We start from the raw sequence: 23,676 nt of genomic DNA on the forward strand, positions 1-23,676 counted from the left end.
CTTTTGCCCTGCCTCTCGTCCCAACACACCTTCTCAAGCAAGCAATCTGTCCGAGTCAGCTACTAGCTTGCATGTCGCGCAGCACACTGACACTGCCTCAAGCTTGTCCATCCATCCGCAGCCCGATTGGCGCCGCTTGCTCTTTTTATGGGGAGAAAAAAGCCGCGAGCCGATCCTTGCGCTGGATGCAGCCCGCACGGTCGTGTTCGCCTCCCGCACGGCTCGTGAGCAATGCGGTCTTCACACCGGAATGACGTTGGAAGAACAATGGTGGACTTCCTTGGAAAAAGACTGGAGCATCGAAGAACAGTCCTTGGAGGATGCTGCCGGGACGCGGCTTTATTTGTTGCGCACGCGAACCGCTCCCTTGCCTGCCCGCACAGAACCGCATGTTTTCCCGGCGATCGCCACGAACAGTCCGCTATACCGCAAGCAGTTGCAAACAGCGCGGATTGCCGCGGCTTCGCTTTCCCATACGCTGTTATTGGGCGAAACAGGTTGCGGCAAAGAAGTGTTAGCCAAAGCGATCCACGATTCCAGCCCACGCAAAGACGGGCCGTTCATCGCGGTCAATATCGCTTCGCTCCCCAAAGATTTGCTGGCGAGCGAGCTGTTCGGCTATGCAGATGGTGCCTTTACGGGGGCAAAAAAGGGCGGGCAAATCGGAAAATTCGAAGCGGCAAACCACGGCACCTTGTTTCTCGATGAAATCGGAGAAATGACGCTTGAACATCAGGTGCTGCTGTTGCGCGTGCTGGAAGAGAAAAAAGTCACGCGGCTTGGCTCCCATACGGAAAAAGAGCTGGATGTGCGGATCATCGCCGCGACCAATCGACTTTTGGAGGAGGATGTGCGAAACGGGTTGTTCCGCGCTGACCTGTTCTATCGGTTAAACGTCCTGCCGATTCGCATCCCGCCGCTGCGCGAGCGAAAGGAAGACATCGCCGCTTTGGCAAAGGAGTTTCTCGGGCAACTGCATGAACAATACAAAGGCGGGCCAAACGCCCTTTGCGAAACGGCCCTGCTCGCCCTGCATCAGCACTCCTGGCCGGGCAATATCCGCGAGTTGCGTAATGTGATGGAACGCGCCTTTTTGCACGCCTTTTCCGAAGCAAGGATTTCCGTCCAACACCTGCCGCCAGAGTGGGCTTGGACGACCAGCACTGAGCAAGCACCGCAGGCAGACGATCCGTCTCCGTTGCTGCGGACGTTGGAGAAGCAAACCATTCTCCAGGCGATTCAGGATGCTCCTTCCATGAGCGCCGCAGCGAAAAAGCTCGGCATCGCCCGCAGCACCCTGTATCGAAAAATGGGCGAGCTAGGGATCGGACAGCTTAGCGATAGCCGAGCCTGAAAACGTCTTTTCCATACATGGCGCGCCCGCAAGCCTTAGCAAGATTCGGCCAGGGCGCGCTTGATTATGTCCCTCGCCTCTTGTGCCACCCGTGTATCGCCCGTGTCTTTTGCCTGCCTGTAAATCAACATCGGAATGTACACAGCCATCAGACGAGCCAACAGCTTCGTTTCCTCGTCTACTTCGCCGTATTCACGGAAAAAATCATCCCGCGCCTCTGGCGGCAAAAAGCTGTAGGCGATGTTCAGATCACAGCCGGGATGTCCGATGCACATGTCTCCCCAATCAATGATTCCTGCGATCTGCCCGTTTGGAGTCACCAGCATATTTTTGAAGTGCAGATCGCCATGCATGAACACTTCCTTCGGCTGCAGACGTTCCGCATTCAGGTCGTGCAAGTAATCCATAAGGAGCGATCGGTCGCTTTCCTCGAAAGGCAAGTGCGGATCAGCCAGCAGCTGGACCATTTTTGCTTTTCGAGCCGCAACATCCAGCAAGGCCCGGTGATCAGCAAGCACGCCGTTCTCTTTGGCAATCGCTACGGGAAAGGCATGCAGCCGCTTTAAAAATCGCGCCAGGAGCGGCCCGGATGACGCCCGTTGCTCGTCAGTCAGCCCTACAGGGAACTCTCCCTGCACATACACGTACCCCAAAAACGGCACGGGATACTCGGGCGTCCCTTCCCCGTAAAAAAGCGGCTTTGCATACGGGAGTGTTACGTACGGAGCAAGCTTGGGCAAAAGGCGGCCTTCTCGTCCGATCAGCTCCACGGCGAGTTTTCTGCGCGGGAAGCGAAAGACGTATTTTGCTCCAACCAGATAGACCGTATTGTCCCATCCGTCTCCCAGCCGCTTTACCCGCATGGACGAAAGCGCGGGAAACTGGCTGTAGATCAATGCTTGCGCCAGCTCCTGCGTGACGTCCCACTCCGCTTTCCACGGATTTGCCTGTGTCATTTTTCTCACCTCTTTTTTGGTTGAATAAACTGGCAACATGGCATCCCGCAGGCAAAATAGTCTCGCTTGCTGCTAATAGCCACGTGCCAAAGCTTTTCCATTATACGTCAGATGCGAGCGGCATTTGAGTTGTTTTTCCTGTAGATCGCCAGCGGGCTTCTCTCCGGCTGAAGGCAGGTGGAGCGATGGAACGGCGCGCGCGTTTTTTCTCCACCTTGTCTTTGGTTCAGCCTGGTTTTATGGACGATCTACGGGAGAGTGTGACTGTCGTTCTGACCCGCCTACTCCTCCCGGTTCTTTCAAACCATCATCGGGGGCTACACCTTTCGCCTTGACCGCTCTTTCCTCCCGATTCTTTCAAACACCCTTCGGTGGCTACGCCTTTCCGTCTTGACCTCCGATTCAGTCTCTCTCCCAGTTATTTCAAACAACCTTTTAAAGCTATCCCTATCGCTTTGAGCACTTATTCTTCCCGCTTCGTTTCGATAGAAAGTCCGTCCACATGCTTGCGCGCCATCAGTTTGCGTTTTTTGCGGTTTTCTTTTGTTTCAAACACGATGTCCATGTCGTAATCGTCCGGGTACAGCTCCTTGCCCTCAATGTGCAGGGTGAGACGCTTTTGGTTGATTTTGAATTTCTGATTTTGAATCAGCACGCCCACGTTCCCTTTGCCATCCTCCACCGTGCACACGATACCCGTCCGGCCTAACGAAGACACGAAGACGCAATCTCCGATGGCAAAACGCTTTCTGCCGCTGGGCGCGGGGGTGGGGGAGTCTGCGTGTGACTCTGGCTTTGCTAGTTCTGTGCTGGCTGATCGAGCTGTGCTATCAGACCTTTTTTCGCTACTTGACCGTTCTCCGCTACCCAACCGTTCTATACTACCCAGCCACTCCGATCTACCCAACCATTCTCCACTCCCAAACCGTCCCTCGCTACCCAACAACTCCGATTCTACCGCAACCACCTGTTCGGCAGAACCCATCTGCTCCATCAAAGCTCCCCCCAAGAAGCCTTGCCCTTGCCCTGCCTCCCTCTCCGCTTCCTTCTCCTCGATCCGACGAACAAAATCCTCCCCTCCTGCTTGCCCCACCTCGGAAGCCATCCCCGCTTGCGTCCGGGCAAAACCATGCTGGTTAATCTCTTGCGAACGCTCGATCATGGCTCGCGGAATCCCCAGCTTCATCGCGATTAAAAAGGCATAGCTGTGGCCCGCCTCGCCAATCCGCAAGCGATAGAGCGGCTGCAACGTCTCTTCGTCAAACTCCATGCGCGCATTTTGGAAGCCTGCGGTCGCACTTGCAAAATTTTTGATCTCGTTAAAATGAGTCGTCGCGATCACCGTTGCGCCCCGCTTGTGTAGCTCCTCCAAAATGGCAATCGACAAAGCCACCCCTTCCCCCGGATCGGTGCCGGAAGCCATCTCGTCAATCAGCACGAGAGTCGAATGATCGGTGACCTGCAAAATTTCGATGACGTTGCGAATGTGCGCGGAAAACGTACTCAACGCATGCTCGATGCTCTGCCCGTCGCCAATATCGACGACGATGTTGCGGAAAATGGCAAACTGGCTGCCTTCCTTCACAGGCACCAGCAAGCCCGATTGCACCATCGCGGTCAAAAGGCCGACCGTTTTGAGCGTCAACGTTTTTCCGCCCGTATTCGGCCCGGTAATGACCAGCGTTTGAAAGCTTTTGCCAATCTGAACATCGAGCGGAACCATCTGCCGCCCCATTAGCGGGTGACGCGCTTCCTTGACGTCAATCCGTCCCTGTTCATTCAACTCCACATTCACTGCGCCCAACGCCAAGGCGTACTTCGCTTTGGCGAACAAAAAGTCGTACATCCCGACTGTGTCCACGTTCACATGCAGCTCTTGCGAAAACTCTTCGGCCACTGCCGACAACTGCATCAGCACTTTCGTCACTTCCCGCGCCTCTTCTGCTTTCAGCGCGGACAGCTCGAACTGCACCGCTCCGATCTCCGCAGGCTCCATATAGACCGTTTGCCCGCTCGCCGATTCGTCCAGCACACTGCCTGCCACTTGTCGGCGATGCTCTTTTTTAATCGGCAGCACGTATCTTCCGTTGCGCATGCTGATCATGTTTTCTTGCAAAATCGAACGGTATTTGTTCATCAGCGTATCGAGCTGCCGTTTGAGCCGCTCTTCAAAGACGACGATTCGCTTGCGTGTTTTCAGCAAATCTTTGCTCGCCGTATCCACCACCTGACCGTGCCGGATGCACTGCTCGATTTCCGTCTTCAACCGACTCAGCGTGTACATCGTCGTCGCGTAAGAGCTGACACGCGGCGCCGCTTCCGCTTTGCTCGCCATGTACTTGGAAAGCTGGGCGCAGCTCACGAGAAACTGATGCAGATGGGAAAAGTCTTGTTCCGTGAACACATACCCCGTTCCCAGCAGGGACAAAATCATCTCCATTCCTTCCAGCGAAGGAACAGGAACGCTCGCCCCTTGCTGCAACAGCGCTTTGGCCTCGGCGGTTTCGTCCAGTTTTTTGCGCAGCACTTTGGCTGAATCGAGCGGCTGCAGCTGTTCGACGTGCTGCCTCCCGGCGTACGATACGGCGTACTCCATCAATGTTGCTTTGATTTTGTCGTATTCCAGTCGTTGCAATGCTTTTTCGTTCAAAGTAAATCGCTCCTTTTGCTTTTATCGTGTATGCCCCTCAACGAAAAAAAGGGCGGAGAATGAACAAACGTCATTCTCCGCCCTTTTTTTGGGTCCATCCCTACCGATGCGCACGCAAACCGTACCCTAACAAGACCGCCAGCCGCTTGATCAAAAAGCAGGCAAACGATCCAAAAAGGGAATAAAAAAACCGCGCTGAACACAGCACGGATTTGGGCGCAATGATAGGTTGAAAACCTGGAGCAGTGATGATATCCGTTGTTCTTAACTAATTCCAAGGCAGGAAATGGGCCAACGCAAATAAACTTTGCAAACAGCGCAAAATTTTGGTGGGATTACTCCTTGCCTTCGATATGGAATTGATCTAGTTAAGAACTACCGCCGACATCAACATCTCTCCCTTGATAAGGTTAGTTTCACTATAGCGCACCGTTCCGGCAGCCGTCAAGAATGACAGCGACCCATCGCTCTTGACTGGCTGTTTCGCTTCGCACTAGGAGCGCAGCCGCAAAAGCTTCGCGGCTTCCTCGTAGCGCTTCTGCCTTTCCCGGTCTTGCTCGGTAGGCACTGCAATCCGCGACAAGTCGAGATTGTCCTCGATGTCGCCCAGCTTCACCACTCGGGCAATCGGGTCTTCGCTGGCCCGCCTGATAAAGTCTGGATAGCTTTCGCCTTCGCGTCTGGTCAGGGCAATCACGGCTGAAACAATCGCTTGGGAAAAACCTGCTGCCCGCAAATCTTCCTCCGTGATCGCCGTGTCTTCCAAAACGTCGTGCAAAACCGCCGCGATTCGCGTCTCGTCCGTCGGCATTTTCAGCATGACCCGCAACGGATGCAGGATGTACGGGTGATTGCCTTTGTCGGTTTGGCCCGCATGCGCTTGAGCCGCAAGTGCAATTGCTTTTTCCACCGTTCCCATCTTCCTCGCCTCCTTGACACTAATAAGCCCTTGTCCTTCTATGAGCAGCGCTCCACCTCAGACCGCCTTTTTCTTCTGAGGGCAAACAGACACAGTCCGTACAACACAGAAGCTGCCACGCCCATGTAATACATAGGCGAACCTGCGCTAAAAAACACCCCGCCGACCTTCCAGAACAACAAGACGGTCACGCCTATTCCGGCTGCACCGTAAAGAGCCAGCTCCACGAAAACCGCTCCGGCACTCCTGTTCAGCCGCAGCAATCGCATCAACCGATCGATCACGAGGGAAGCAGGGATGCCACACGCAAAAACCAGCGGAAAGGTAATCATGGCTGTAGGCAACATCATGAAGCGATCGTGAAAAAAGACGAGTGCGGCACCGAGCGTAAACAGGAAGCTGGTCATCATAGCGGCTATAAAACGGTCTGCCATGACGAAACATCCCCCCTTCCTATGCCTTGCCTGCTTCCGCCACTGCCAGATTTTCGCGCACAAACAAGTCCGGATACGCCAGCACAAGCCCCTGCTCATCGACCGTGATGTTTTCCACAAATGAACCCGCCCGATACTCAAAGACAGACGAACCCGCATCAGCCGAAAGCAGCGTATATTGCTGCCTCACTCGCCGCCAGGTCAACTCGTAAGCCGAAAAGTACACGACGTCAATCTCCTGCGGCACATGCGGGGCAAATGACAGCCTTCTGATCGGCAGCGTATTCGTAAACGGCGTGCAGGAAATGTCAATATCCACACAGCCCGCCAGTTCGGGGATTGGCTCACCTTCCGCATTTGTCCACTCCCCCTGCCCATCTGACAAAAGGCACAGTCCGTCTGTTTTTCCCAGGTGACGAATCGTTACTTTTCTCGTCGCCCACTTGCTATCCAGTTCAATGACATAGTGGGTTCTCACCCATTCGCCCTGTTCGTTCATCCCCATTACAAGGCTGTCAAAAATCAACCGCTCATTGCTCTCGCTAATTTCCAGATGCTCGAAGCCCAATCCGCTATGCGGCTTCCAAATCACATTAGCAGGCAGCATGCCTATACCCCCGATCACACGTTCTCATTTCTTTCCATCCCCAGTTTACCACGCATTGGATGGAATTGGAATCTAGCAAACACAATTGCGCCCAGCGCAGAATACGCTATTTTCACAAGCAGAAAAAGGAGAAGCCGCATGGAAAAGACTTCATCACCCTTGAGCGAAGCGCAGATGCTATCGATCATCCGCGATGGCCTGCCTCGGACAACACAACCGAAAAAGGTTTTGATCGCAGGTGCTGGCATCGCCGGTCTGGTAGCCGGCTCGCTGCTGAAACAAGCCGGGCATCATGTCACGATCGTGGAAGCCTCGGAACGAGTGGGAGGGAGAGTGCTTACGCTGCGCGCCCCTTTTACAGACGGGCACTACGTGGAAGCAGGAGCGATGCGCATTCCGAACACTCACTTGTTGACGATGGCGTATATAGCCAAATTCGGCCTGCCACTCAACGAGTTCATCAACAGTACGCCGAACGACCTCATTTACGTAAACGGGATCAAAACACGCCGCCGTCTGTACGAGCACAATCCTGATCTGTTGCACTTTCCCGTCGCTCCGCACGAAAAAGGCAAGTCAGCCGATGCCCTTGCCCTCATGGCCATCCGGCCGCTTATCGATTTCATCAAAAAACATCCCGCCAAGCATTGGCCCATCGTCATCAAGGAATACGACCGCTACTCGATGGAATACTTTTTGCGCCACAATCCGATCAGCACGTCGCTCTCAGCCGCTGCCGTCGACAAAATCAAAGTGATGAGCGGCTTCGAAGGATTCCCGGAGCTGTCTTTTCTGGAGATTTTCCGCGATTTCATCCTGTTCGATACGCCCACCCGCTTCTATGAGATCACGGGTGGATTCGACTTGCTTCCCCAAGCGTTTGCCCCCTCCCTGAACGAACGTATCCGCTTCCATCACAAAGTGGATCGAATCAGCCAAAAAGGGCAGCAAATCGTCTTTTCCGGGGTGGACACCGCCACACGAACGCCGTTTGAGCTGACAGGCGACATCGCGATTATTACGATTCCGTTTCCGGTCCTGCAATTTATCGACGTCGAGCCGTCGAACCTGTTTTCTTTTGGCAAATGGAAAGCCATCCACCAGTTGCACTACGTCTCGTCGACGAAGATCGCCTTGCAATTTTCCCGCCGCTTTTGGGAAGAGGCTGGTCTGTACGGCGGGCAAGCGATCTCAGACCTGCCTTTGCGCTTTTCCTACTTTCCAAGCCATGGATTTGACCAGTCTGGCGGAGTCGTTCTGGCGAGCTACACGTGGGAAGACGATGCGCTCCCCTGGCTTTGTCTGTCCCATGACGAAAAAATTTGGCAAGCGCTGCGCCAGCTTGCGGTCCTGTTCGGCGAGCAAGTCTACAAGACGTTTGTGACCGGAGTTACCCATCATTGGCTGCTGCAACCTTACGCGGGTGGCGGCTTCGCCCTGTTCAAGCCGTTTCAGGAGACGGAGCTGTCGGCAGCCTTGACCTCGATGGAAGGACCGATCATTTTCGCCGGAGAGCATACTTCGCCCGCTTATCACGGCTGGATTCAAGGCGCGATCGAGTCGGGAGTGCGCGCGGCTGTGCAGGGACATCACTCGCGCATCGGCTTTTTCTAAATGTCTGAGACGAAAAGCTCGATCAGACCATTTCCTTCTGCCGTTCATCCACCTGCACTCGCACACTGCCCGTCAAAAGCTTTTGCATCAGCTCTTTTTTGATCGCGATGAGCTGTGTTTGTTTGGCCTTTTCCATCGCAAGCTTTGCGAGCACGCTTTTGATCCCGGCCACGATTTTGTGCTGTTCGGTGAGGTTCGGCAAAGGAATCAGGAGCGTCTCCACCCGTTTCAGACCGAGCTTGGGCACTCCCGTCACGCCTTTTAACGCGGCAATCTGTTTCTGGCAAAGCTCCGAGCCAAGGGCAAACATCAAAAAATCAAGGTCGATCCGGTCGGAGGTCGGGGTGATCTTGGCCGCATTTTCTGTCAAAAGAGCGCCGTCCAGACAGTCGGGAACACGGCCCGCCACTCCGAGGTAAATGCCCGCGATCGACAAGTACATATCTTGCTTGGAGATCGTGTAGCGCTTGATTTTGCCGTAAATTTCTTCGCTCACGTATTTGAGCTGTTTTTGGCTCACGGTATAATCGCGAAAATCGGACACGCGGATGTACGGATACGGAGTCTGCTCTTCCAGCAGGCTGTAGCCTTTGGGCACTCTTTTCCCGCCCTTGACTCTGGCAATCTCCTGGAGCTTGACCAGCGACCAGTCCGCCGGGATCGTTCCCAACTCGGTTTGCCGGAAAGAAGTGTGACCGATTCCACGCGTAAACAGCTGCTGCATCAGCCCTCTTTTCACGACCTCGACTTGTTCGATCATCGCTTCTGTCTTCTCGATCACCCCATCTACTGCGGCGAGAATGGAGGCGATTTTTTGCTGTTCAGCCAACGGCGGATACCAAACCGGAATGGATTCAAGCTGCTTCGTGCTGATATTGAGCTGGGCCACGCCAGCCGCCATCGTCCACACTTGATCGCGAAACCACTTGGAGGTCACCACGTATTTCAAATATTCGCTGTGCAGCAACGAGCTGTCTTTTATTTGCAACCTGCCCACCCGCTGGTTCAATAGCGCGGGGAGGTCGGTCGCTTTGACCTCGGCAAAGTTTTCGATACTGCCTGACATGCCGAGCAGCAGATCACCCGGTTTCAGCAAATACGCCGAGTGCCCAGCCAGAGCAGTCTCGTCCATACATTTGGCCTGTGTCAAGTCCAGGCGGCCGTTCTTCATGTTGCTCATCCGCACGACGGGAACCCCTTCGTCCACGAACGCAGCGGAGGGGAAAGGATAACCGCCCTGGACATGCACAGCCCAGCCGAGCGGCCCTTTTTTCCACTCAGGCATCATATCCCAACTCCTTTAAAAAGCCGAGCATTCTGCCCTCGATCTCGCTGCGTTCTTCCTCCAGCCTGCGCAGCTTGACAAGCGCTGCCCCCACATCAATCTGCGCCTCCTGCTCGGACGAATCGATGTAGCGTGCCAAATTCAAATTATAGTCATTTGCCTGAATTTCGCTGTCGTGGACCAGCCTGCAATACTTCTCGATGTCCACCCCGCGTTCGTAAGCAGACACGATGCTCTCCACGTCGGAATCGCGCAAAAAGTTTTGGTTTTTTCCTTCGTGATAGCCTCCGGTGGCATTCAGGAAAAAGACATGCTGCCTTTTCGCCGCTTCTTTGTTCTTGTTCAACAGCAAAATGCAAGCCGGGATTCCCGTGCCGTAAAACAAATTCGGCGGAAGGGCGATCACCGCTTCCACCAGGTCTTCTGCCAAAAGTCCTTTGCGGATGGCCGCTTCTGCACCGCTGCGAAACAACACCCCGTTTGGCACGACGACGCCTGCCTTGCCGTTTGGGTTGAGCGTTGCGACCATGTGCTGGACGAAGGCGAGATCGCCTTTGTCTTTGGGCGGAATCCCGAAGCGAAAGCGGGACAGTTTATCTGCCTTCGCTTCTTCCTGCCCCCAGTTGCTCAGGCTAAACGGCGGGTTGGCGATCACCCGGTCGTATAAAATCAGCTCTCCGTCTGCAAGCAGCTTCGGCTCGCGAATCGTATCGCCTTTTTCAATCCGGTGGTCGCACAAGCCATGCAACAGCAAATTCATCTTGCCAATCGCCCACGTCTTCAGATTGCGCTCTTGTCCATGCAGCGCGATACGGCGCGGATTGCCGCCTTTTGCCCGGATGTAGTCGGCCGTTTGAATCAGCATCCCGCCAGACCCTGCCGTCGGGTCACACACGCGCATGCCTTCCTCCGGTTTGATCAGCTTGACGATCAACTCTACCACTTTGCTCGGCGTGTAAAACTCCCCGCCCTTTTTTCCCGCATCGTCTGCAAACTGTCTGATCAAATATTCGTACGCCCGTCCCAGCATATCCGGCTCGGTCAGACTGGCGTTTCCTAAAGAAATCGCAGAAAAGTGCTTGATCAGCTGCTGCAACAGCCGGTCGGGCAAACGTTCGGAATCGTTGTAATCGATCGTCGCCAGCACCCCGGAAAGCGTGGCGTTTTCCTGTTCCAATGCCGCCAGCGCTTCGTTGATTGCCTCGCCGATCCCTTCCGTCACGCTCTGGATTCGCTGCCAGCGAGAGCTTGCCGGAACGACAAACTGGTGAGTGTCATGCTCTGCCTGCCGCGCCTCCTCGCCTGTTGTTGGCGCAATATGCACCTGGCTTTCCTCAAACACATCGTTCAGACGCTTCAGAAAAAGCAGTCCGAAAATATAGTTTTTATAGTCAGCGGAGTCGATGCTTCCGCGCAAAATATTGGCTGACTCCCACAGGTGAGACTCCAGTTGCGATAGCGTTAGTTTGGACATGCTGACCTCCCGATTTACCATAAAGAACCACTATTCATTCATAGTGGTTCCCTGTCCTCGCATGAGCATAAAAGGGATGAGTTCTGTTGCTCGATTTTCACTTTAGCCGATTTTCCCTATGTTTACTAGCGAACACATTTTGAAAACAGGATCTCAGAAGAGTTTCGTACCGAGCACTACATAGCCTCCTGCCAAAAACCAGAGAACGTTGACGATTTCCATGATCCCGACTGTTTTGACAGGCAGTTTGACTTTTTTCGCCGCGATCGCCATTTTGACGATGCCTGGAACAAAAATCAGGCTGAAAAGCGCAGGAACTGGCAACACCAAGGGCAGTGCGAGCAAAAGCAGATGATAGACGATGCCGACGCTTTGAAACATCCGGTTGTTCTTTTCGCGGAACACGGCTTTCACGAAAAAGACGCTCCCTGTGAAATACGCCACGTTCAACGCCATCGCTGTGAGCAGTTCCTGCATGGGAGCGCCTCCGCCAAGCGCAGCGGAGACAGGCAGCAGCATCGTCAATCCGACGATTCCGAGCAAATCGTTGAGAAAATGCCGCTCCTGCTTGCTGCGGATAAACCAGATGCTGCCCGCGGCGCAGATTCCCATCACGACGAGCGGCCAAAAGGCCAGCGCGTTATGCAGCAGCGGATAGGCCAAACATATGGCGGCCACTCCTCCGAATACGAGCAAGGTGCGCAGCACTTGACGCGCGAGCTTTGGCTGCCGCATCAAGACCAGTGCCGCGTTGACCGCGATAAAGCCGCAGAGCAAGCCCGGTCCGGCCAGCAAATGCAAAACATTGTTTTCCACCAGAAATACGCCGAACAAGTACGGCACGACAAACATGGCCCAGACACCGTGTTCGCGGGGCATTACCAGGGAAGCCCCGCCTCTTTTTCCGTTCGCCACCTTTGTTACACCCCTCTTCCTGTTTCTTTCACGGCTTCCATGATCGCCGCTTTTTTCGCCTGATCCAGCACATGCTCTGCCATCGGAAACAGCAGCTTTTCTTCTTTATGAAAATGATCGTGCAAAAGTCGGTACAGCGTCGTCGTGACTTCGCGCAGTCTCGTCGTTTCGCGCCCGGCACATTGGCAACATACGGTTTCTTCGCGCAATTTGCTCAGCTGGCTGACAAGCTGGCGGTGCTCCTCCATCATCATCTGGACAGGCTGCGCCGTGTACCCCAGCGACTCCGTCAAGGCGACAAACAATAGCTCCTCTTCCCGTCTGTGATGCTCCTGCAAGCTGTCCACCAGCTGTGCGATTGTCAGCCGAAACTCTTCCACCGTTTGCGCGCTCATGATTCGGCTTTGATAGACGAGCTGTTTCAGCTTTTCCATCGATTGCTCCAAGCTTGCGTGCTCCGAAGAAAACAAATGACCAAGCCGCTCTTCTCCATCCGTTTGTTGACCGTTCATACGGGTCCCTCCCCCGCCGCTTTCTCAAAGACCTCTTTTAAGTGCCTTACAAGCTGTGAACACCCTTACAATTGGAGTATAAGACGCTAGGAAAAAAAAGCCAACCTATCATGCAACGGTTGACTTCATTTGGCAAAAGCGATCGTGTACTTGAGTTTTCCCCTGCGATCAAGTGCGGTGAGCACGATCGCGTCCTTTTCCAGCGCGAATCCAACTTCTTCTTGAACCGGAACAGCGAGAAACTGGCAATGGTTAAAATACAGGCGAACATGCTCACCTTCTTCTGTAAACTCCCATTTCGCCAAATGTCTCTCGATGATCGGGGCTGGTTGAAGCTCTGCATCTTCCGCCAAGTCTGTAATGCCGATTCGCATGCGAGCGTTTGTCAGCTGTGACAGCTGCTGGTCGAGCATCAACTTATTCATGGCTGCGCCCCTCTTTTCGATAAAGAAATACCGCCAGCGGAAACAGCAGCAGATTGACGACGGAAAGCCCAATCACTTCTTCATATCGCGCAAAGTAAAACAGGTTGACGGTATATTGGGTGCAGATCAGGTTGGCAAACAGCACGAGACAAAGCAGCAGTACCCCGCGATAGCTACGCTTCATACGGCTTCACCCCAATCGCGTATATCACGCCATGTTCAACCGCCAGCTCGATTTCCGGAAGCGGTCGGCGCGGCGGGCCCGCCAGCGGATTTCCTGTCTCGACATCAAATTTGCCATGATGGCACGGGCAGAGCAGCTCATGATTTTCCTTGCTCCAGAACACCGGGCATTTCAGATGGGTGCAAGCGTTTTGATAAGCTTTGTACTCGCCTTCCCGAACACAGACGAGAAGGGCGCTGTCATGCGTTCCCGGATAGGCAAATTCCTTGGCATCCCCTGCTCGCAATGCAGCCACTTCCGCAATTTTTTGCCTCGGCTGCTCGCCTGCTTCCCCATGCAGCAGCTTCTGGGCCGCCATCGCTCCCCACGGGAGAGTGGAGACGGCGAACAATCCGGCAGCACCGACCAGCGTTTTCATAAAGCCCCGCCGATCGAGACTCCGCTCGTTCGACTTGACGATGTTGTGGGTATACGTATCATTCCGATCGGATCGTGGTTGTTTCTCTTCGTTCATGCTGCAGACCTCCTTCGACTAGAAAAGCTTCTGCACCCCTTGCAAAATACCGGGCAGACTGATTTTTACGTTCGTCTCGCTCTCCAGCGGCTCCAGGCTTTGACTGGCGATCCATTTGCCGCCTGCGAGCCGATGCGCGGATTGTTTCTCGGCAAGCTCGCTCTCCGTTAGCCACTGGAGCGTATTGGTCGGACAAACCGAAGCGCACATCGGCGGGATTCCATCTTTGGTCCGGTCGTAGCACAGATCGCATTTGTACATCAGGTTTTGCTCCTGATCAAACTTGGGAATCCCGTACGGGCAAGCAATCGTGCAGTTTTGACAGCCAATGCACTTCTCTACGAGCGCCGAGAGCACTGCACCAGTGTCGGCGATTTGGATCGCTTGCGCCGGACAGCTTCGCGCACAAGCGGGATTGACACAGTGCAGGCACATGAGCGGGATCGTCTGACGCGTTTGCATCGGATCGACATCCATGACGTAGTTGCGATTTCGGCTGTCGTGTCCGCCGCATTGCGTGCAGGCAGCCAGGCAACTGCGACAGCCGATGCAGTTGTCCATTTCGATGTAGAGCAGTTGTTTAGCCATGCTGCCGTTCCTCCTCTTCGAGCTTGACGATCTCGGCTGCGCACGCCTTAAATTCCGGCATTTTGCTGTACGGATCAAGGGCAGGGTTCGTGAGCAAATTGATCGATTCATGCTTGCCCCAGTGGTACGGGACAAACACTGTATCCGGCCGGATCGCCGCGATGACTTTTACTTGGTATACCGCTTCGCCCCGTCTTGTCTTCAGCAAAACCTTTTCGCCGTGGGCGATTCCGTATTTTTGCGCGGTATCAGGATGCACTTCCAACAGCGGGTCCGGGTACATGTCACGCAAAAACGGGATTCGCCTTGTCTGGTTCCCTGACAGGTAGTGATAGACGACGCGGCCTGTCGTCAGGCGCAGCGGATACTCTTCATCCGGTTCTTCGGCTGGCGGACGATAAGGCAGCGCACAAATTTTCGCCTTGCCGTCCGGATGGTAAAACGTTTTGTCGAGAAACAAATGCGGCTGTCCCGGGTCTTGTTCATCCCTGCACGGCCAGAACACGCCTTGCCGCTCTTCGATTTTCTCGTAAGTAATTCCGTAGTAGTCAGCGGTGCCGCCTTGGGAAACGCGGCGCAGTTCATCGAAAATTTCACGCGGCCCGCTCAGATGCTCGAAATATTGACCGCGGCCCATCCGCTTGGCAATTTCAATCTGTATCCACCAATCCGGCCTGGACTCGGCATACCAGCTTTGGGCCTGGCGATGGCGGATGACGCGCCCTTCCAGATTCGTCGTGGTGCCATCGTCCTCCGCCCAGCTTGTCGTCGGCAGCACGACATCCGCATACTCAGCCGATTCCGATAGGTAAAAGTCCGAACAGACCATAAAATCGAGGCTTTTCAGAGCTTCCCGGACGTAGTTCAGATTGGGGGCACTGACCGCCGGGTTGGAACAGAGCAAGTACATCCCGCGAATCGTCTTGTTGTGCATCAGTTCAAACATTTCGTAGGCAGATACGCCTTTTTGCGGCATCTCCGCCACGGGAATCCCCCAGGCGCAAGCCACTTCCTGCACGTGCTGCGGATTATCCATTTTCCGATAGCCAGGCAGCTGATCTGCCTTTTGACCGTGTTCCCGTCCTCCCTGGCCGTTGCCCTGCCCGGTAAAGGTCGCCACGCCTGATTTCGGACGGCCGATCTTGCCCGTCGCAAGCGCCAGATTTGTATAGGCCGATACGTTATCCGTTCCTTTGGATTGCTGTTCGACACCCCGACAAAACATCACGATTGCCTCAGGTGCCTTGCCGTAAATCTCGGCTGCGCGAATGATTTTTTCCTGCGCAATTCCTGTAATCTCGCTGACGACCTCAGGTGTATACATTTCGACTAACGCTTTTGTTTCGGCAAAGCCATTGGTGTGATTGTGAATAAATGCCTCGTCGATAGCGCCATTTTCGATCAAAAGGTGCAGCAGTCCGTTCGCCAATGCGAGGTCTGTCCCTGGCCGCAAATCGAGGTGGACGTCAGCGCGGCGGGCAAGCGGTGTCTCACGCGGGTCCACTACAATCAAGTAGCCGCCGCGATTTTGCACTTCCCAAATCCGAAACATGCTGGTCGGATGGCATTCCGCCGCATTGGAACCGGCAATCAGCAAACAATCGGTTTGGTGAATATCTGTCCACGGGACGGTTGAGCCACGGTCGATGCCAAAGCTGCGGTTAAACCCGGCAGCTGCTGACGACATGCAAAACCGCCCGTTGTAATCGATATATCGCGTTTGCAGCCCCACGCGGGCGAATTTGCCTGTCAAGTAACATTTTTCGTTCGTCATCGAAACTCCAGAGTAGACTGACAGCGTATCTTTGCCGTATGCTTCCTGCAATTCCGTGAATCGGCTTGCAATGAAAGTGAGCGCTTCGTCCCAGGACACCTCTTCGAAGCCTTCCGCCGTTCCTTTCCATGCCGGATTGCGGCGGATGAGCGGCCTTTTGATCCTGTCAGGATGGTTGACCTGCTGATAAGCGGTAACCCCTTTTGGGCACATTTTGCCTAAATTGACCGGGAAGTCGTAACGCGGCTCTACCCCGATAATCGTATTCGTTCTCGTATCGACACGCAGGTTCATCCCGCACTGCATGCCGCAATAGCTGCAATGCGTGCTGACCAGCTTTTCTCCCGGATGGAGCTTGTTTTGGATCTCCTTGAAAAATTTATCCTTTTGCATGCTGGTTCGCCTCTTTCTCCGATCGGTGATGGGTAGGAATGCCGGTAAAACGGAAGATGCGATATTTTCTGCGACAAGGCAGGCACAACTCCGCAAGATGGAAGCCTTCTGCCGTTTCGAAGCGAATCTGGTTTTCCTGCAAGACATCGATCACGTCACCAGACTGCTCGGCGGACACAAACCGCTCTCCGCACACCTTGCAATGCTTCATTTCCTGCTCGGCATAATGCTCGCGATAATTGCGGGCGAAGACGCTCATCGGCCGGAACGGAATGTGCGCCAGCTTGCCAAAGGGCAAATAAATCAAGGTGACGATGACGGAAAACTGATGGATCATGCTCATCACCGGATGGCCGAAGCCGTGGAGAAACAGGTTGCTCACCGTCAAAAGCAAGCCGGTGATGCTGATGAACAGAAGCAGATAGAGCGGCAAGAAATCGTACAGAAAACTTTGCTCCGCACGGGCCTGCCAGTTTTTCAAGCGGCGGTACAGCGCCATGCACACTCCTGCGATCACCATGAACGCCGTAATGTTAAGCGCGTTGTAGAACAAAAAGGCAATCCAGCCATCCGCTTTGACTTGCAAAAGATCAATGCCCATCCCGACGACGGTGTAGGTGCCGTTATCCCCCATGGTGAAGTACATCCAGCCGAAGACGAGCGGAAATGTCACCAGTGCCGAGAGAATGCAGCCCCAGCCAAGCAGGATGTGCTGGGTCCAGCGATACCAGCCGCGATTCCAGATAAAGCGGTAGGTCGCCAGATGATCTACTGCCGTTTGCGGTGTGCTTTTGCGCAGCAACAGCCGCAACCCTTTTTTCAGGATAATGTTCGTTGGCGGTCGGTCAGCCCAAGCCGAGAACCGATAAAGAAACCCGCCGATGAACACGACTGTTCCCACCATGTAACCGTACAAGGCAAAATCCATGTGGGTAAAAAAACGAGAACCTAGGTACGAAGCCAAAAACAACACACAGACTGTATAGAAAGCCCTTCTGGCCACTTTGGACGCAAATGCCCGCTCCATGCGAACAACCTCCTCTGGTACAAAGCTTTGTCGATCGTTGGCTTCATTGTAACAAGGCCGCTGGCGCTCCAAAGTGACATACCTCACACCTGCATGCGATCGCCCAGAAGATGACACGCCTTTGTCAAAATCTCCGTGCTATAATGGGGCAGCAGGTTATGCGAGAGCAGAGCGGCAAGGAAAGCAGAGGTGCAACGATTCATGAAAAGTCTCACGTTTATTGAGCAGGTTTCTCCTGCTTTTGTTCATCAATTGGCACAAATCGGCACGAAGAAAAAAATGTCCCCTACAGAGTCCGTCCTGTTTATCGATGGGGAAGTTGCAGATAAGTTGTACTTGCTGGAATCAGGACAAATCAAGCTGACCAAAGCGACAGCCGACGGCAAGGAACTGACCTTGCAAGTATTTGGGCCAGGCGAGCTGGTCGGAATGGTCGGGCTTTTTGAGTCAGGCGTTACTTATACGTCTACAGCGACCATGCACGAGCCGGGCGAGGTCAACGTCATCCAGCGGAGCGCACTGGAGAAGCTGCTCTTGGAAAACGGTGAGTTTTGCGTCGACTTTTTGCGCTGGATGGCCATCATGAACCGGAGAATCCAATCCAAGTTCCGCGACTTGCTGTTGAACGGCAAAATCGGAGCCTTTTACTCCACGCTGATCCGCATGAGCAATACGTACGGAGAAGAACGAGAGGACGGCATTCTCATCAAGCTTTCTCTCACCAATCGCGATCTTGCCCAATTCATCGGCCTCACCCGCGAAAGCGTCAACCGGATGCTCGCCGATTTGAAAAAGCTGGATGTCATCGAGATCATGCCGCACGGATACCTGTTGATCAAAGATGTGGAGTATTTGAAAGAAGCAATCTGTTGTGACGATTGCCCGCCGGAAATTTGCCAAATGTAACAACGAACGCTGCACCGTTTGTCTCCTCCAAGCAGGAGAGCGCGTGCAGCGTTTTTTTGTATAAAAAAGACAGCCACGCGAACATGGCTGCCTTTTTTTCTAGCTGGTCGCAGAAACTGCCGGATTGCCTGGTTGAAGCTGTTGTGGTGTCAACTCGGTAAACATGCCTGCGTAATACTGGACGTCTCCCGCTTCATCCCGGATCGAGCTGATCGTCAGCCATTGGCGATAAACCTCGCCGCTCTTGCGCCTGTTCCAGATTTCGCCCTGCCAAAAGCCTGTGGCGGCAATCTGCTGCCACATCTGCTGGTAGAAGCCAGGTTCCTGCATCCCGGATTTTAACAGCTTCGGATTTTTGCCGACCACTTCATGACGCTCGTAGCCCGTCACCGCAGAAAAAGCGGGATTTACATCGCGGATGATCCCTTTCGTATCGGTGATGACGATGGCTTCTCCCGTGTTGTCGACGATCGTTTTGGCCAACTGCATTTTTTCCTGATAGTACATCCAGAAGACGAGGATCAGACTGGCTAACGCTACCTCGGACAAGGCCATGAACCCGATAGCGTAGTGACCTGTAAGGCTAAATAATAGCGAGAGAATCAATGGCGGGAAAAATCCGCCAAGCCCGCCCATCGCGGAAACGATCCCGTTGACGATCCCGGCTTGCTTGGAAAAGTAGTACGGAACCATTTTGAAAATCGTCCCGTTCCCGATTCCCGCGCAGACAGCAATCGCCAGGCATCCGATCGAATACAGCTGCAACGACGGCGAGAACGACAGAACGACCCCGAACAAGCTCAGTCCGGCAAAGACCACCATTAACACCTTCAAAGCATTGAAGCGATCTCCGAGCCAGCCTCCCAGCGGCCGGGCGATGGTAGCCAGCGCAATGAATCCCGCTGTCCGCATGCCCGCGTCTATTTTATCCAACCCGAAGCTGCTGACGAGAAAGTTTGGCAAATAGACGGTAAAAGCGACGAACGAGCCAAACGTAATAAAGTAAAACAGGCTGAGAAACCACAGCTTTTCATTTCGGTAAACCCCTTTGATCTGCTCCATCACGGGAGTCTTAACCCGCGTTTCTTTACGGTCGCCCCAGACGAAGTTAAGGAGTGCAAACAGCACGAGCAACCCCAGATAAAGCTTCACAGTGCCCGACCAGCCAATCTGCTTCGCCACGATGGGCGCGAAAAACGTGGAGAGCGCGGTCCCGGCATTGCCTACTCCGTAAATGCCGTTGACGAAGCCGTGCTTTTCCTTCGGATAATATTTGGGCAAGGAAGTCACGCCTACCGAGAAGATCGCGCCGCCAATCCCCAGAAAAAACCCTCCGATCATCAAATCCGCCGCCGAACGTGCTTCACTTATGTAGTACACAGGCACGAGCAGCAGAAGAAAGCTGACGGTAAACAGCAGTCTCGCCCCGAAGCGATTCGTATAATAGCCAATCGGAATACGCAACAAGGAGCCCAGCAAGACAGGTATCGCCGTAATCCAGGCGATTTGTCCTGCTGACAATTGCAATTCCTCTTTCATAAACGGCATCAAAGAAGACAAGATGACCCAGACCATGAATCCAGCAACGAGGCTGAATGTTTGCAAGGGTAGCTGAATTTTGCGAACCATCTATCACCACTCCTTTTCGTTAGGAAAAAAACGGAGTCGGCCAGACGAGGATGTTTCTGTGTCAGGCCGAACTCCCAATGCTCATCCCCCTTTTTACCTTATCCTCATCCTCGACGCTTCGTTGTGAGGAAAATCACAATCGCGCTCATTCACAAAATCGTTTGGAACCGTGTGATCGTACGCACAGTCAATCCAGCTTGTCTTGACCTATGCTTGGGGCACGACTGAGTTCGAGGTGACATGAGATGATGACAATTGCCGATATACAAGATGTCTTTTTTCTATGCGGCTTTCCCTATTACAAGCAGCTGTCGATCCAGGGACAGCAGGCAGACTGTACGTTTTACAGCATCCATTCCGACTATCGGAAAAAGGTGGTTCTCCAGCTGACAAGCAAGGCGGAGCTTCAACACCAGATTGCCCTGGAAGTCATCAAGTTTTGGGCGCACGATTTGAAAGCACTTGAAGAGCAATTCATCGAGCACAGCTTGGTTGACTAGAGGGCTTGCCTTCGCTGTGCTCACAAGCGCTCTGGGTGTTGCGGCGCGATTTTTTCCAGAAGCTCCTGTTTTTCCTCTTCATTCAGCAGCTTTTGAGCCATGGGAAACAGCACTTGCTCTTCTTTTTGAAAATGCTGGAGCAAAACCTCGACAGCGCTTTGCAAATAGTCAGGGAACCCATCCTCCAAAAAGCGGTTCAGAAAGCGTTTCGCCTGTTCGTGCTCGTATTCCATCACGGCAATAGGCCCCGCCTCCCTCCCGACATACTTGGCCATCATCGTAAACAATACGTCTTCTTCCTTCGCGGAGTGAGGCTCAAGCTCGGCAATAAAGGCGTTTGCGTTCGTTTGCAGTTCCGTTAGCAATTCTTCTTTGCGAATCGCGTCGGCAGCCACAAACTGTGTGGCAAGTCGCTGAAGTTCCACCATTTTTTCCACGAGCGGACCGTGTTCTGTTTTCAGTTGGGTTAAAGCGGCACAAAGAGCGTTTTCTTCCGGAGTCATTCCCATGGAACATCCAAACGGCATCATGCTTCCCCTCCCTTTTCTTTTCACAAATCTACTGTAATGGAAAAGAGGGAGAGACGCTGTTAAGTACGTCACACCTTCCCCCTTGCGCCCCCTCCTTTTTTCGGCAAACAAAGAAAAATGACCGCCCCACAAGGGACAGCCATCTTTTCCTGCCATTAATGCACGCCGAGCATTTCTTTCATGTCTTCTTGCGCATCGCCAATCAATTTGATCCGGAACAAATCTTGAAGGACGTTGAGCACGCCTGGCTGGATAAACTCCGGCAGCTTGGGACCAATTCGGATATCTTGAATGCCCAGGCTGAACAATCCGAGCAAAATTGCGACGGCCTTTTGCTCAAACCAGGAGAGGACGATGCTCACAGGCAATTCATTGACCCCGCAGCCAAACGCTTCCGCCAGCGCTGTCGCGATCTTGACTGTAGAACCGGAATTGTTGCACTGCCCCAGATCGATGTAGCGCGGAATATTGGTGCCCGGAACGACGCCGTAATCCACATCGTTGAAGCGGAACTTGCCACAGGAAGTTGTCAGGATGACGGTTTCTGGCGGCAAGGAAGTAGCCAATTCCCGATAGTAGTCGCCGCCTTTGCCTGGCGCATCACATCCGGCGATGACGAAAAAGCGTTTGATCTGCCCAGCCTTGACGGCATCGATGATTTCCGGCGCTATTCCCAATACCGTCTCGTGATGAAACCCGGTCGTCAGCGTCTGCTCCGATTCGATATGGGCTTTTGGCAAGGCAAGCGCGCGTTCGATGAGTGGCGTAAAATCGTCGTGTTCAATTTTGGTCACGCCCTCAAGCCCCGTAATATCGTAGGAGAAGAAGCGGTCCGCATAAGTGCCTTTGATCGGCATCACACAGTTGGTCGTCGCCAGGATCGCCCCCGGAAACTCTTCAAACAATCTCCGTTGGTCAAACCACGCTTTGCCGATATTGCCTTTTAGATGCGAATATTTCTTTAGCTCAGGATAACCGTGCGCTGGCAGCATCTCCGAGTGGGTGTATATATTGATGCCTTTGCCTGCGGTCTGCTCCAACAGTTCCCGCAGCGCAAACAGATTGTGCCCGGTCACAACGATGCAGTGTCCCTCGATTTTGTTCTGGGAGACGGTAATCGGCTCTGGAATGCCAAAGCGATCTGTGTGCGCCTTGTCCAGCAATTCCATCACTTTGATGGCTGCGCCCCCGACTTTCATTGCCATTTGCAAGTGTTCCTCTAGGTTAAAGTTAACGTTTGTCAGCGTGAAATATAAAGCTTCTTGCGTGATCCCATCCACTTCCGGATCGATGTACCCCAATTGTCTCGCATGTGTCGCATAGGCGGCGATCCCTTTCAGGGCAAAAATGATCGTGTCCTGGATGCTCGCCAATTCCTCGTTTTTACCACATACGCCGATTACCTTGCAGCCGCCCGTCGGTGTTTGCTCACATTGATAACAAAACATCTTTATTTCCTCCTCTGTGTTGGCTGATCTTCCTCTTGATCATACGGCGGCTGCGACTTGGGCGTGGTGATAAACATCACACTTTCGGATGCTTTGAAAAAATCAGCTTCTTCACGGCAAAAAACCCGCCAAAGCGTTTGGCGGGCTTGTCTTTTCCACGTGAATGGAGCCGTGTTACTCCACTGTATCGAGAATCGTCTGAATCTCGCGCAAGCTCACGATTTCGTGCACAGGGGTGATATCCCCCGCCAAAGTCGCGCCGTGCCGATTGATCCACATGTTGCGCATGCCGACTGCATTCGAGCCTTGAATATCCGTCGTCAGCTTGTCGCCGATCATGACGCCCTCTTCCGCTGTAATGCCCAGCAGACTCATCGCATGTTCAAAAATTTCCGCCGCGGGCTTGCCTCGTCCGAAATCGCCGGAGATGACGATATGGTCGAAATAAGCAGCGAGGTTTGGCACGCCAGCCAGCTTTTCCTTTTGCAAGTCAGGCGAACCGTTTGTGAGCAGCAACAGCTTGTACTTCGCTTTCAACTGGTCCAGCACTTCGAACGTTTCTTCATAGACGATCGGGCGGCTTCTCCGCTCAGCGACGAACAGCTCTCCCAGTTTGTGTCCAAGCGCCTCGTCTTCTATGCCAAGCGCACGCAGGCCGCGCGTCCAGGCTTCCTTCCGATACGTCGGAACGAACGATTGCAGCTGGCGAAATTCCTGCTGCTTGCCTTCTGCAAATTGCGCCCACAGCCCTTCGAACGGGTTAATGCCAATCATTTTCGTAAAAGGAAATGCTTCGAACGCTTCGTACATCGCCCGTGCTTCCTGGCGCACGGCCGCTTCCAGACGTTCCCCGTCCAGCTCGTAATGCTTGGCAGCTTCCGCGCAAGTCGCCTGAAACGCCTCTTTTACACTGCGCTCATCCCACAGTAATGTATCGTCCAGATCAAATAAAACCGCTTTGATTGCCATTTCTCTCGGTCCCCTTCTCCTGCTCGTCATCTGTCTCTCCCTCTATGATTACGGAAATCGGCTGTTTTA

At 53.6% G+C, this 23,676-nt stretch carries 23 protein-coding genes; 4 read left to right on the plus strand and 19 right to left on the minus strand.

Going from position 1 to position 23,676, the window contains the following annotated elements; all coding sequences use genetic code 11:
* Positions 1-67: 67 nt before the first annotated feature.
* Positions 68-1,354, plus strand: a complete 1,287-nt coding sequence (locus tag HP435_RS18860) for a sigma-54 interaction domain-containing protein (RefSeq protein ID WP_229049708.1) — start codon at positions 68-70, stop codon at positions 1,352-1,354.
* Positions 1,355-1,389: 35 nt separating this feature from the next.
* Here HP435_RS18860 and HP435_RS18865 read toward each other — a convergent pair whose 3' ends face one another.
* The 5 genes from HP435_RS18865 to HP435_RS18885 all read right to left on the minus strand — a co-directional run bounded on the left by HP435_RS18865 (position 1,390) and on the right by HP435_RS18885 (position 6,920).
* On the minus strand, positions 1,390-2,310 hold the full coding sequence (locus tag HP435_RS18865) for a phosphotransferase (RefSeq protein ID WP_173596976.1): 921 nt from the start codon (positions 2,308-2,310) through the stop codon (positions 1,390-1,392).
* Positions 2,311-2,773: 463 nt separating this feature from the next.
* Positions 2,774-4,960, minus strand: coding sequence for an endonuclease MutS2 (locus tag HP435_RS18870; protein ID WP_173599846.1), 2,187 nt, complete (start codon positions 4,958-4,960; stop codon positions 2,774-2,776).
* Between the two features lie 493 nt (positions 4,961-5,453).
* Entirely contained in the window at positions 5,454-5,879 is a 426-nt protein-coding gene (locus tag HP435_RS18875; RefSeq protein WP_122964883.1) for an HD domain-containing protein, read from the minus strand.
* 38 nt (positions 5,880-5,917) lie between these two features.
* Positions 5,918-6,313 (minus strand): hypothetical protein, encoded by a 396-nt coding sequence (locus HP435_RS18880; protein WP_122964882.1) that lies wholly within the window; start codon positions 6,311-6,313, stop codon positions 5,918-5,920.
* A gap of 19 nt (positions 6,314-6,332) precedes the next feature.
* The gene (locus HP435_RS18885) at positions 6,333-6,920 is read right to left on the minus strand and encodes a putative glycolipid-binding domain-containing protein (protein WP_173599845.1); all 588 of its coding nucleotides are present in this window, start codon (positions 6,918-6,920) and stop codon (positions 6,333-6,335) included.
* 138 nt (positions 6,921-7,058) lie between these two features.
* Between HP435_RS18885 and HP435_RS18890 the strand changes: the two genes are divergently transcribed.
* Positions 7,059-8,534 (plus strand): flavin monoamine oxidase family protein, encoded by a 1,476-nt coding sequence (locus tag HP435_RS18890; RefSeq protein WP_173599844.1) that lies wholly within the window; start codon positions 7,059-7,061, stop codon positions 8,532-8,534.
* Between the two features lie 22 nt (positions 8,535-8,556).
* Here the strand turns inward: HP435_RS18890 and HP435_RS18895 are convergent, their stop codons facing one another.
* The 10 genes from HP435_RS18895 to HP435_RS18940 all read right to left on the minus strand — a co-directional run bounded on the left by HP435_RS18895 (position 8,557) and on the right by HP435_RS18940 (position 17,625).
* A complete protein-coding gene (locus tag HP435_RS18895) occupies positions 8,557-9,822 on the minus strand; it encodes a restriction endonuclease subunit S (RefSeq protein WP_229049709.1) in 1,266 nt (421 codons plus the stop codon).
* Positions 9,812-11,293 carry a type I restriction-modification system subunit M gene (locus HP435_RS18900; RefSeq protein ID WP_122964879.1) on the minus strand — a complete coding sequence of 494 codons (1,482 nt, stop codon included), beginning with the start codon at positions 11,291-11,293 and terminating at the stop codon, positions 9,812-9,814. Before HP435_RS18900 ends, HP435_RS18895 begins: the two co-directional genes overlap by 11 nt.
* A gap of 153 nt (positions 11,294-11,446) precedes the next feature.
* The gene (locus tag HP435_RS18905) at positions 11,447-12,208 is read right to left on the minus strand and encodes a YwiC-like family protein (protein WP_122964878.1); all 762 of its coding nucleotides are present in this window, start codon (positions 12,206-12,208) and stop codon (positions 11,447-11,449) included.
* Positions 12,209-12,213: 5 nt separating this feature from the next.
* Positions 12,214-12,720 (minus strand): hemerythrin domain-containing protein, encoded by a 507-nt coding sequence (locus HP435_RS18910; RefSeq protein WP_122964877.1) that lies wholly within the window; start codon positions 12,718-12,720, stop codon positions 12,214-12,216.
* 125 nt (positions 12,721-12,845) lie between these two features.
* A complete protein-coding gene (locus tag HP435_RS18915) occupies positions 12,846-13,145 on the minus strand; it encodes a hypothetical protein (protein WP_173596968.1) in 300 nt (99 codons plus the stop codon).
* Complete coding sequence (locus tag HP435_RS18920) at positions 13,138-13,329, minus strand: hypothetical protein (protein WP_122964875.1); 192 nt, start codon at positions 13,327-13,329, stop codon at positions 13,138-13,140. The genes HP435_RS18915 and HP435_RS18920 overlap by 8 nt, the downstream gene beginning before the upstream one ends.
* Positions 13,319-13,843: a Rieske (2Fe-2S) protein gene (locus HP435_RS18925; RefSeq protein ID WP_122964874.1), complete on the minus strand. Its 525-nt coding sequence runs from the start codon at positions 13,841-13,843 to the stop codon at positions 13,319-13,321. The genes HP435_RS18920 and HP435_RS18925 overlap by 11 nt, the downstream gene beginning before the upstream one ends.
* 18 nt (positions 13,844-13,861) lie before the next feature.
* On the minus strand, positions 13,862-14,431 hold the full coding sequence (locus HP435_RS18930) for a 4Fe-4S dicluster domain-containing protein (protein ID WP_122964873.1): 570 nt from the start codon (positions 14,429-14,431) through the stop codon (positions 13,862-13,864).
* Positions 14,424-16,598 (minus strand): molybdopterin oxidoreductase family protein, encoded by a 2,175-nt coding sequence (locus HP435_RS18935; protein ID WP_122964872.1) that lies wholly within the window; start codon positions 16,596-16,598, stop codon positions 14,424-14,426. The genes HP435_RS18930 and HP435_RS18935 overlap by 8 nt, the downstream gene beginning before the upstream one ends.
* A complete protein-coding gene (locus HP435_RS18940) occupies positions 16,585-17,625 on the minus strand; it encodes a hypothetical protein (RefSeq protein WP_173599843.1) in 1,041 nt (346 codons plus the stop codon). Before HP435_RS18940 ends, HP435_RS18935 begins: the two co-directional genes overlap by 14 nt.
* Before the next feature lie 201 nt (positions 17,626-17,826).
* Here HP435_RS18940 and HP435_RS18945 point away from each other — a divergent pair, with 201 nt between their 5' ends.
* Positions 17,827-18,531 (plus strand): Crp/Fnr family transcriptional regulator, encoded by a 705-nt coding sequence (locus tag HP435_RS18945; RefSeq protein WP_122964870.1) that lies wholly within the window; start codon positions 17,827-17,829, stop codon positions 18,529-18,531.
* A 99-nt stretch (positions 18,532-18,630) separates the two neighbouring features.
* Here the strand turns inward: HP435_RS18945 and HP435_RS18950 are convergent, their stop codons facing one another.
* Positions 18,631-20,160, minus strand: a complete 1,530-nt coding sequence (locus HP435_RS18950; protein WP_122964869.1) for a nitrate/nitrite transporter — start codon at positions 20,158-20,160, stop codon at positions 18,631-18,633.
* A gap of 245 nt (positions 20,161-20,405) precedes the next feature.
* On the opposite strand from HP435_RS18950, the gene HP435_RS18955 reads away from it, so the two are divergent.
* Entirely contained in the window at positions 20,406-20,660 is a 255-nt protein-coding gene (locus tag HP435_RS18955; RefSeq protein WP_122964868.1) for a hypothetical protein, read from the plus strand.
* 20 nt (positions 20,661-20,680) lie between these two features.
* Here the strand turns inward: HP435_RS18955 and HP435_RS18960 are convergent, their stop codons facing one another.
* The 3 genes from HP435_RS18960 to HP435_RS18970 form a co-directional block, all read right to left on the minus strand.
* Positions 20,681-21,187, minus strand: a complete 507-nt coding sequence (locus tag HP435_RS18960; RefSeq protein WP_122965462.1) for a hemerythrin domain-containing protein — start codon at positions 21,185-21,187, stop codon at positions 20,681-20,683.
* Positions 21,188-21,345: 158 nt separating this feature from the next.
* Positions 21,346-22,638, minus strand: coding sequence for a hydroxylamine reductase (hcp, locus tag HP435_RS18965; protein ID WP_173599841.1), 1,293 nt, complete (start codon positions 22,636-22,638; stop codon positions 21,346-21,348).
* A 174-nt stretch (positions 22,639-22,812) separates the two neighbouring features.
* A complete protein-coding gene (locus HP435_RS18970) occupies positions 22,813-23,607 on the minus strand; it encodes an HAD family hydrolase (RefSeq protein WP_173599840.1) in 795 nt (264 codons plus the stop codon).
* Positions 23,608-23,676: the final 69 nt, after the last annotated feature.

It is taken from the genome of Brevibacillus sp. HD3.3A (assembly GCF_013284375.2).
Classification (GTDB): domain Bacteria; phylum Bacillota; class Bacilli; order Brevibacillales; family Brevibacillaceae; genus Brevibacillus; species Brevibacillus parabrevis.

What these genes read in the sequence shown, in the direction of transcription:
- HP435_RS18865 (WP_173596976.1), bottom strand. Translation starts at nt 2,310, where the DNA reads ATGACACAGGCAAATCCGTGGAAAGCGGAGTGGGACGTCACGCAGGAG.
- HP435_RS18875 (WP_122964883.1), bottom strand. Translation starts at nt 5,879, where the DNA reads ATGGGAACGGTGGAAAAAGCAATTGCACTTGCGGCTCAAGCGCATGCG.
- HP435_RS18880 (WP_122964882.1), bottom strand. Translation starts at nt 6,313, where the DNA reads ATGGCAGACCGTTTTATAGCCGCTATGATGACCAGCTTCCTGTTTACG.
- HP435_RS18885 (WP_173599845.1), bottom strand. Translation starts at nt 6,920, where the DNA reads ATGCTGCCTGCTAATGTGATTTGGAAGCCGCATAGCGGATTGGGCTTC.
- HP435_RS18890 (WP_173599844.1), top strand. Translation starts at nt 7,059, where the DNA reads ATGGAAAAGACTTCATCACCCTTGAGCGAAGCGCAGATGCTATCGATC.
- HP435_RS18895 (WP_229049709.1), bottom strand. Translation starts at nt 9,822, where the DNA reads ATGATGCCTGAGTGGAAAAAAGGGCCGCTCGGCTGGGCTGTGCATGTC.
- HP435_RS18900 (WP_122964879.1), bottom strand. Translation starts at nt 11,293, where the DNA reads ATGTCCAAACTAACGCTATCGCAACTGGAGTCTCACCTGTGGGAGTCA.
- HP435_RS18910 (WP_122964877.1), bottom strand. Translation starts at nt 12,720, where the DNA reads ATGAACGGTCAACAAACGGATGGAGAAGAGCGGCTTGGTCATTTGTTT.
- HP435_RS18915 (WP_173596968.1), bottom strand. Translation starts at nt 13,145, where the DNA reads ATGAATAAGTTGATGCTCGACCAGCAGCTGTCACAGCTGACAAACGCT.
- HP435_RS18920 (WP_122964875.1), bottom strand. Translation starts at nt 13,329, where the DNA reads ATGAAGCGTAGCTATCGCGGGGTACTGCTGCTTTGTCTCGTGCTGTTT.
- HP435_RS18925 (WP_122964874.1), bottom strand. Translation starts at nt 13,843, where the DNA reads ATGAACGAAGAGAAACAACCACGATCCGATCGGAATGATACGTATACC.
- HP435_RS18930 (WP_122964873.1), bottom strand. Translation starts at nt 14,431, where the DNA reads ATGGCTAAACAACTGCTCTACATCGAAATGGACAACTGCATCGGCTGT.
- HP435_RS18935 (WP_122964872.1), bottom strand. Translation starts at nt 16,598, where the DNA reads ATGCAAAAGGATAAATTTTTCAAGGAGATCCAAAACAAGCTCCATCCG.
- HP435_RS18940 (WP_173599843.1), bottom strand. Translation starts at nt 17,625, where the DNA reads ATGGAGCGGGCATTTGCGTCCAAAGTGGCCAGAAGGGCTTTCTATACA.
- HP435_RS18945 (WP_122964870.1), top strand. Translation starts at nt 17,827, where the DNA reads ATGAAAAGTCTCACGTTTATTGAGCAGGTTTCTCCTGCTTTTGTTCAT.
- HP435_RS18950 (WP_122964869.1), bottom strand. Translation starts at nt 20,160, where the DNA reads ATGGTTCGCAAAATTCAGCTACCCTTGCAAACATTCAGCCTCGTTGCT.
- HP435_RS18955 (WP_122964868.1), top strand. Translation starts at nt 20,406, where the DNA reads ATGATGACAATTGCCGATATACAAGATGTCTTTTTTCTATGCGGCTTT.
- HP435_RS18960 (WP_122965462.1), bottom strand. Translation starts at nt 21,187, where the DNA reads ATGCCGTTTGGATGTTCCATGGGAATGACTCCGGAAGAAAACGCTCTT.
- hcp (WP_173599841.1), bottom strand. Translation starts at nt 22,638, where the DNA reads ATGTTTTGTTATCAATGTGAGCAAACACCGACGGGCGGCTGCAAGGTA.
- HP435_RS18970 (WP_173599840.1), bottom strand. Translation starts at nt 23,607, where the DNA reads ATGGCAATCAAAGCGGTTTTATTTGATCTGGACGATACATTACTGTGG.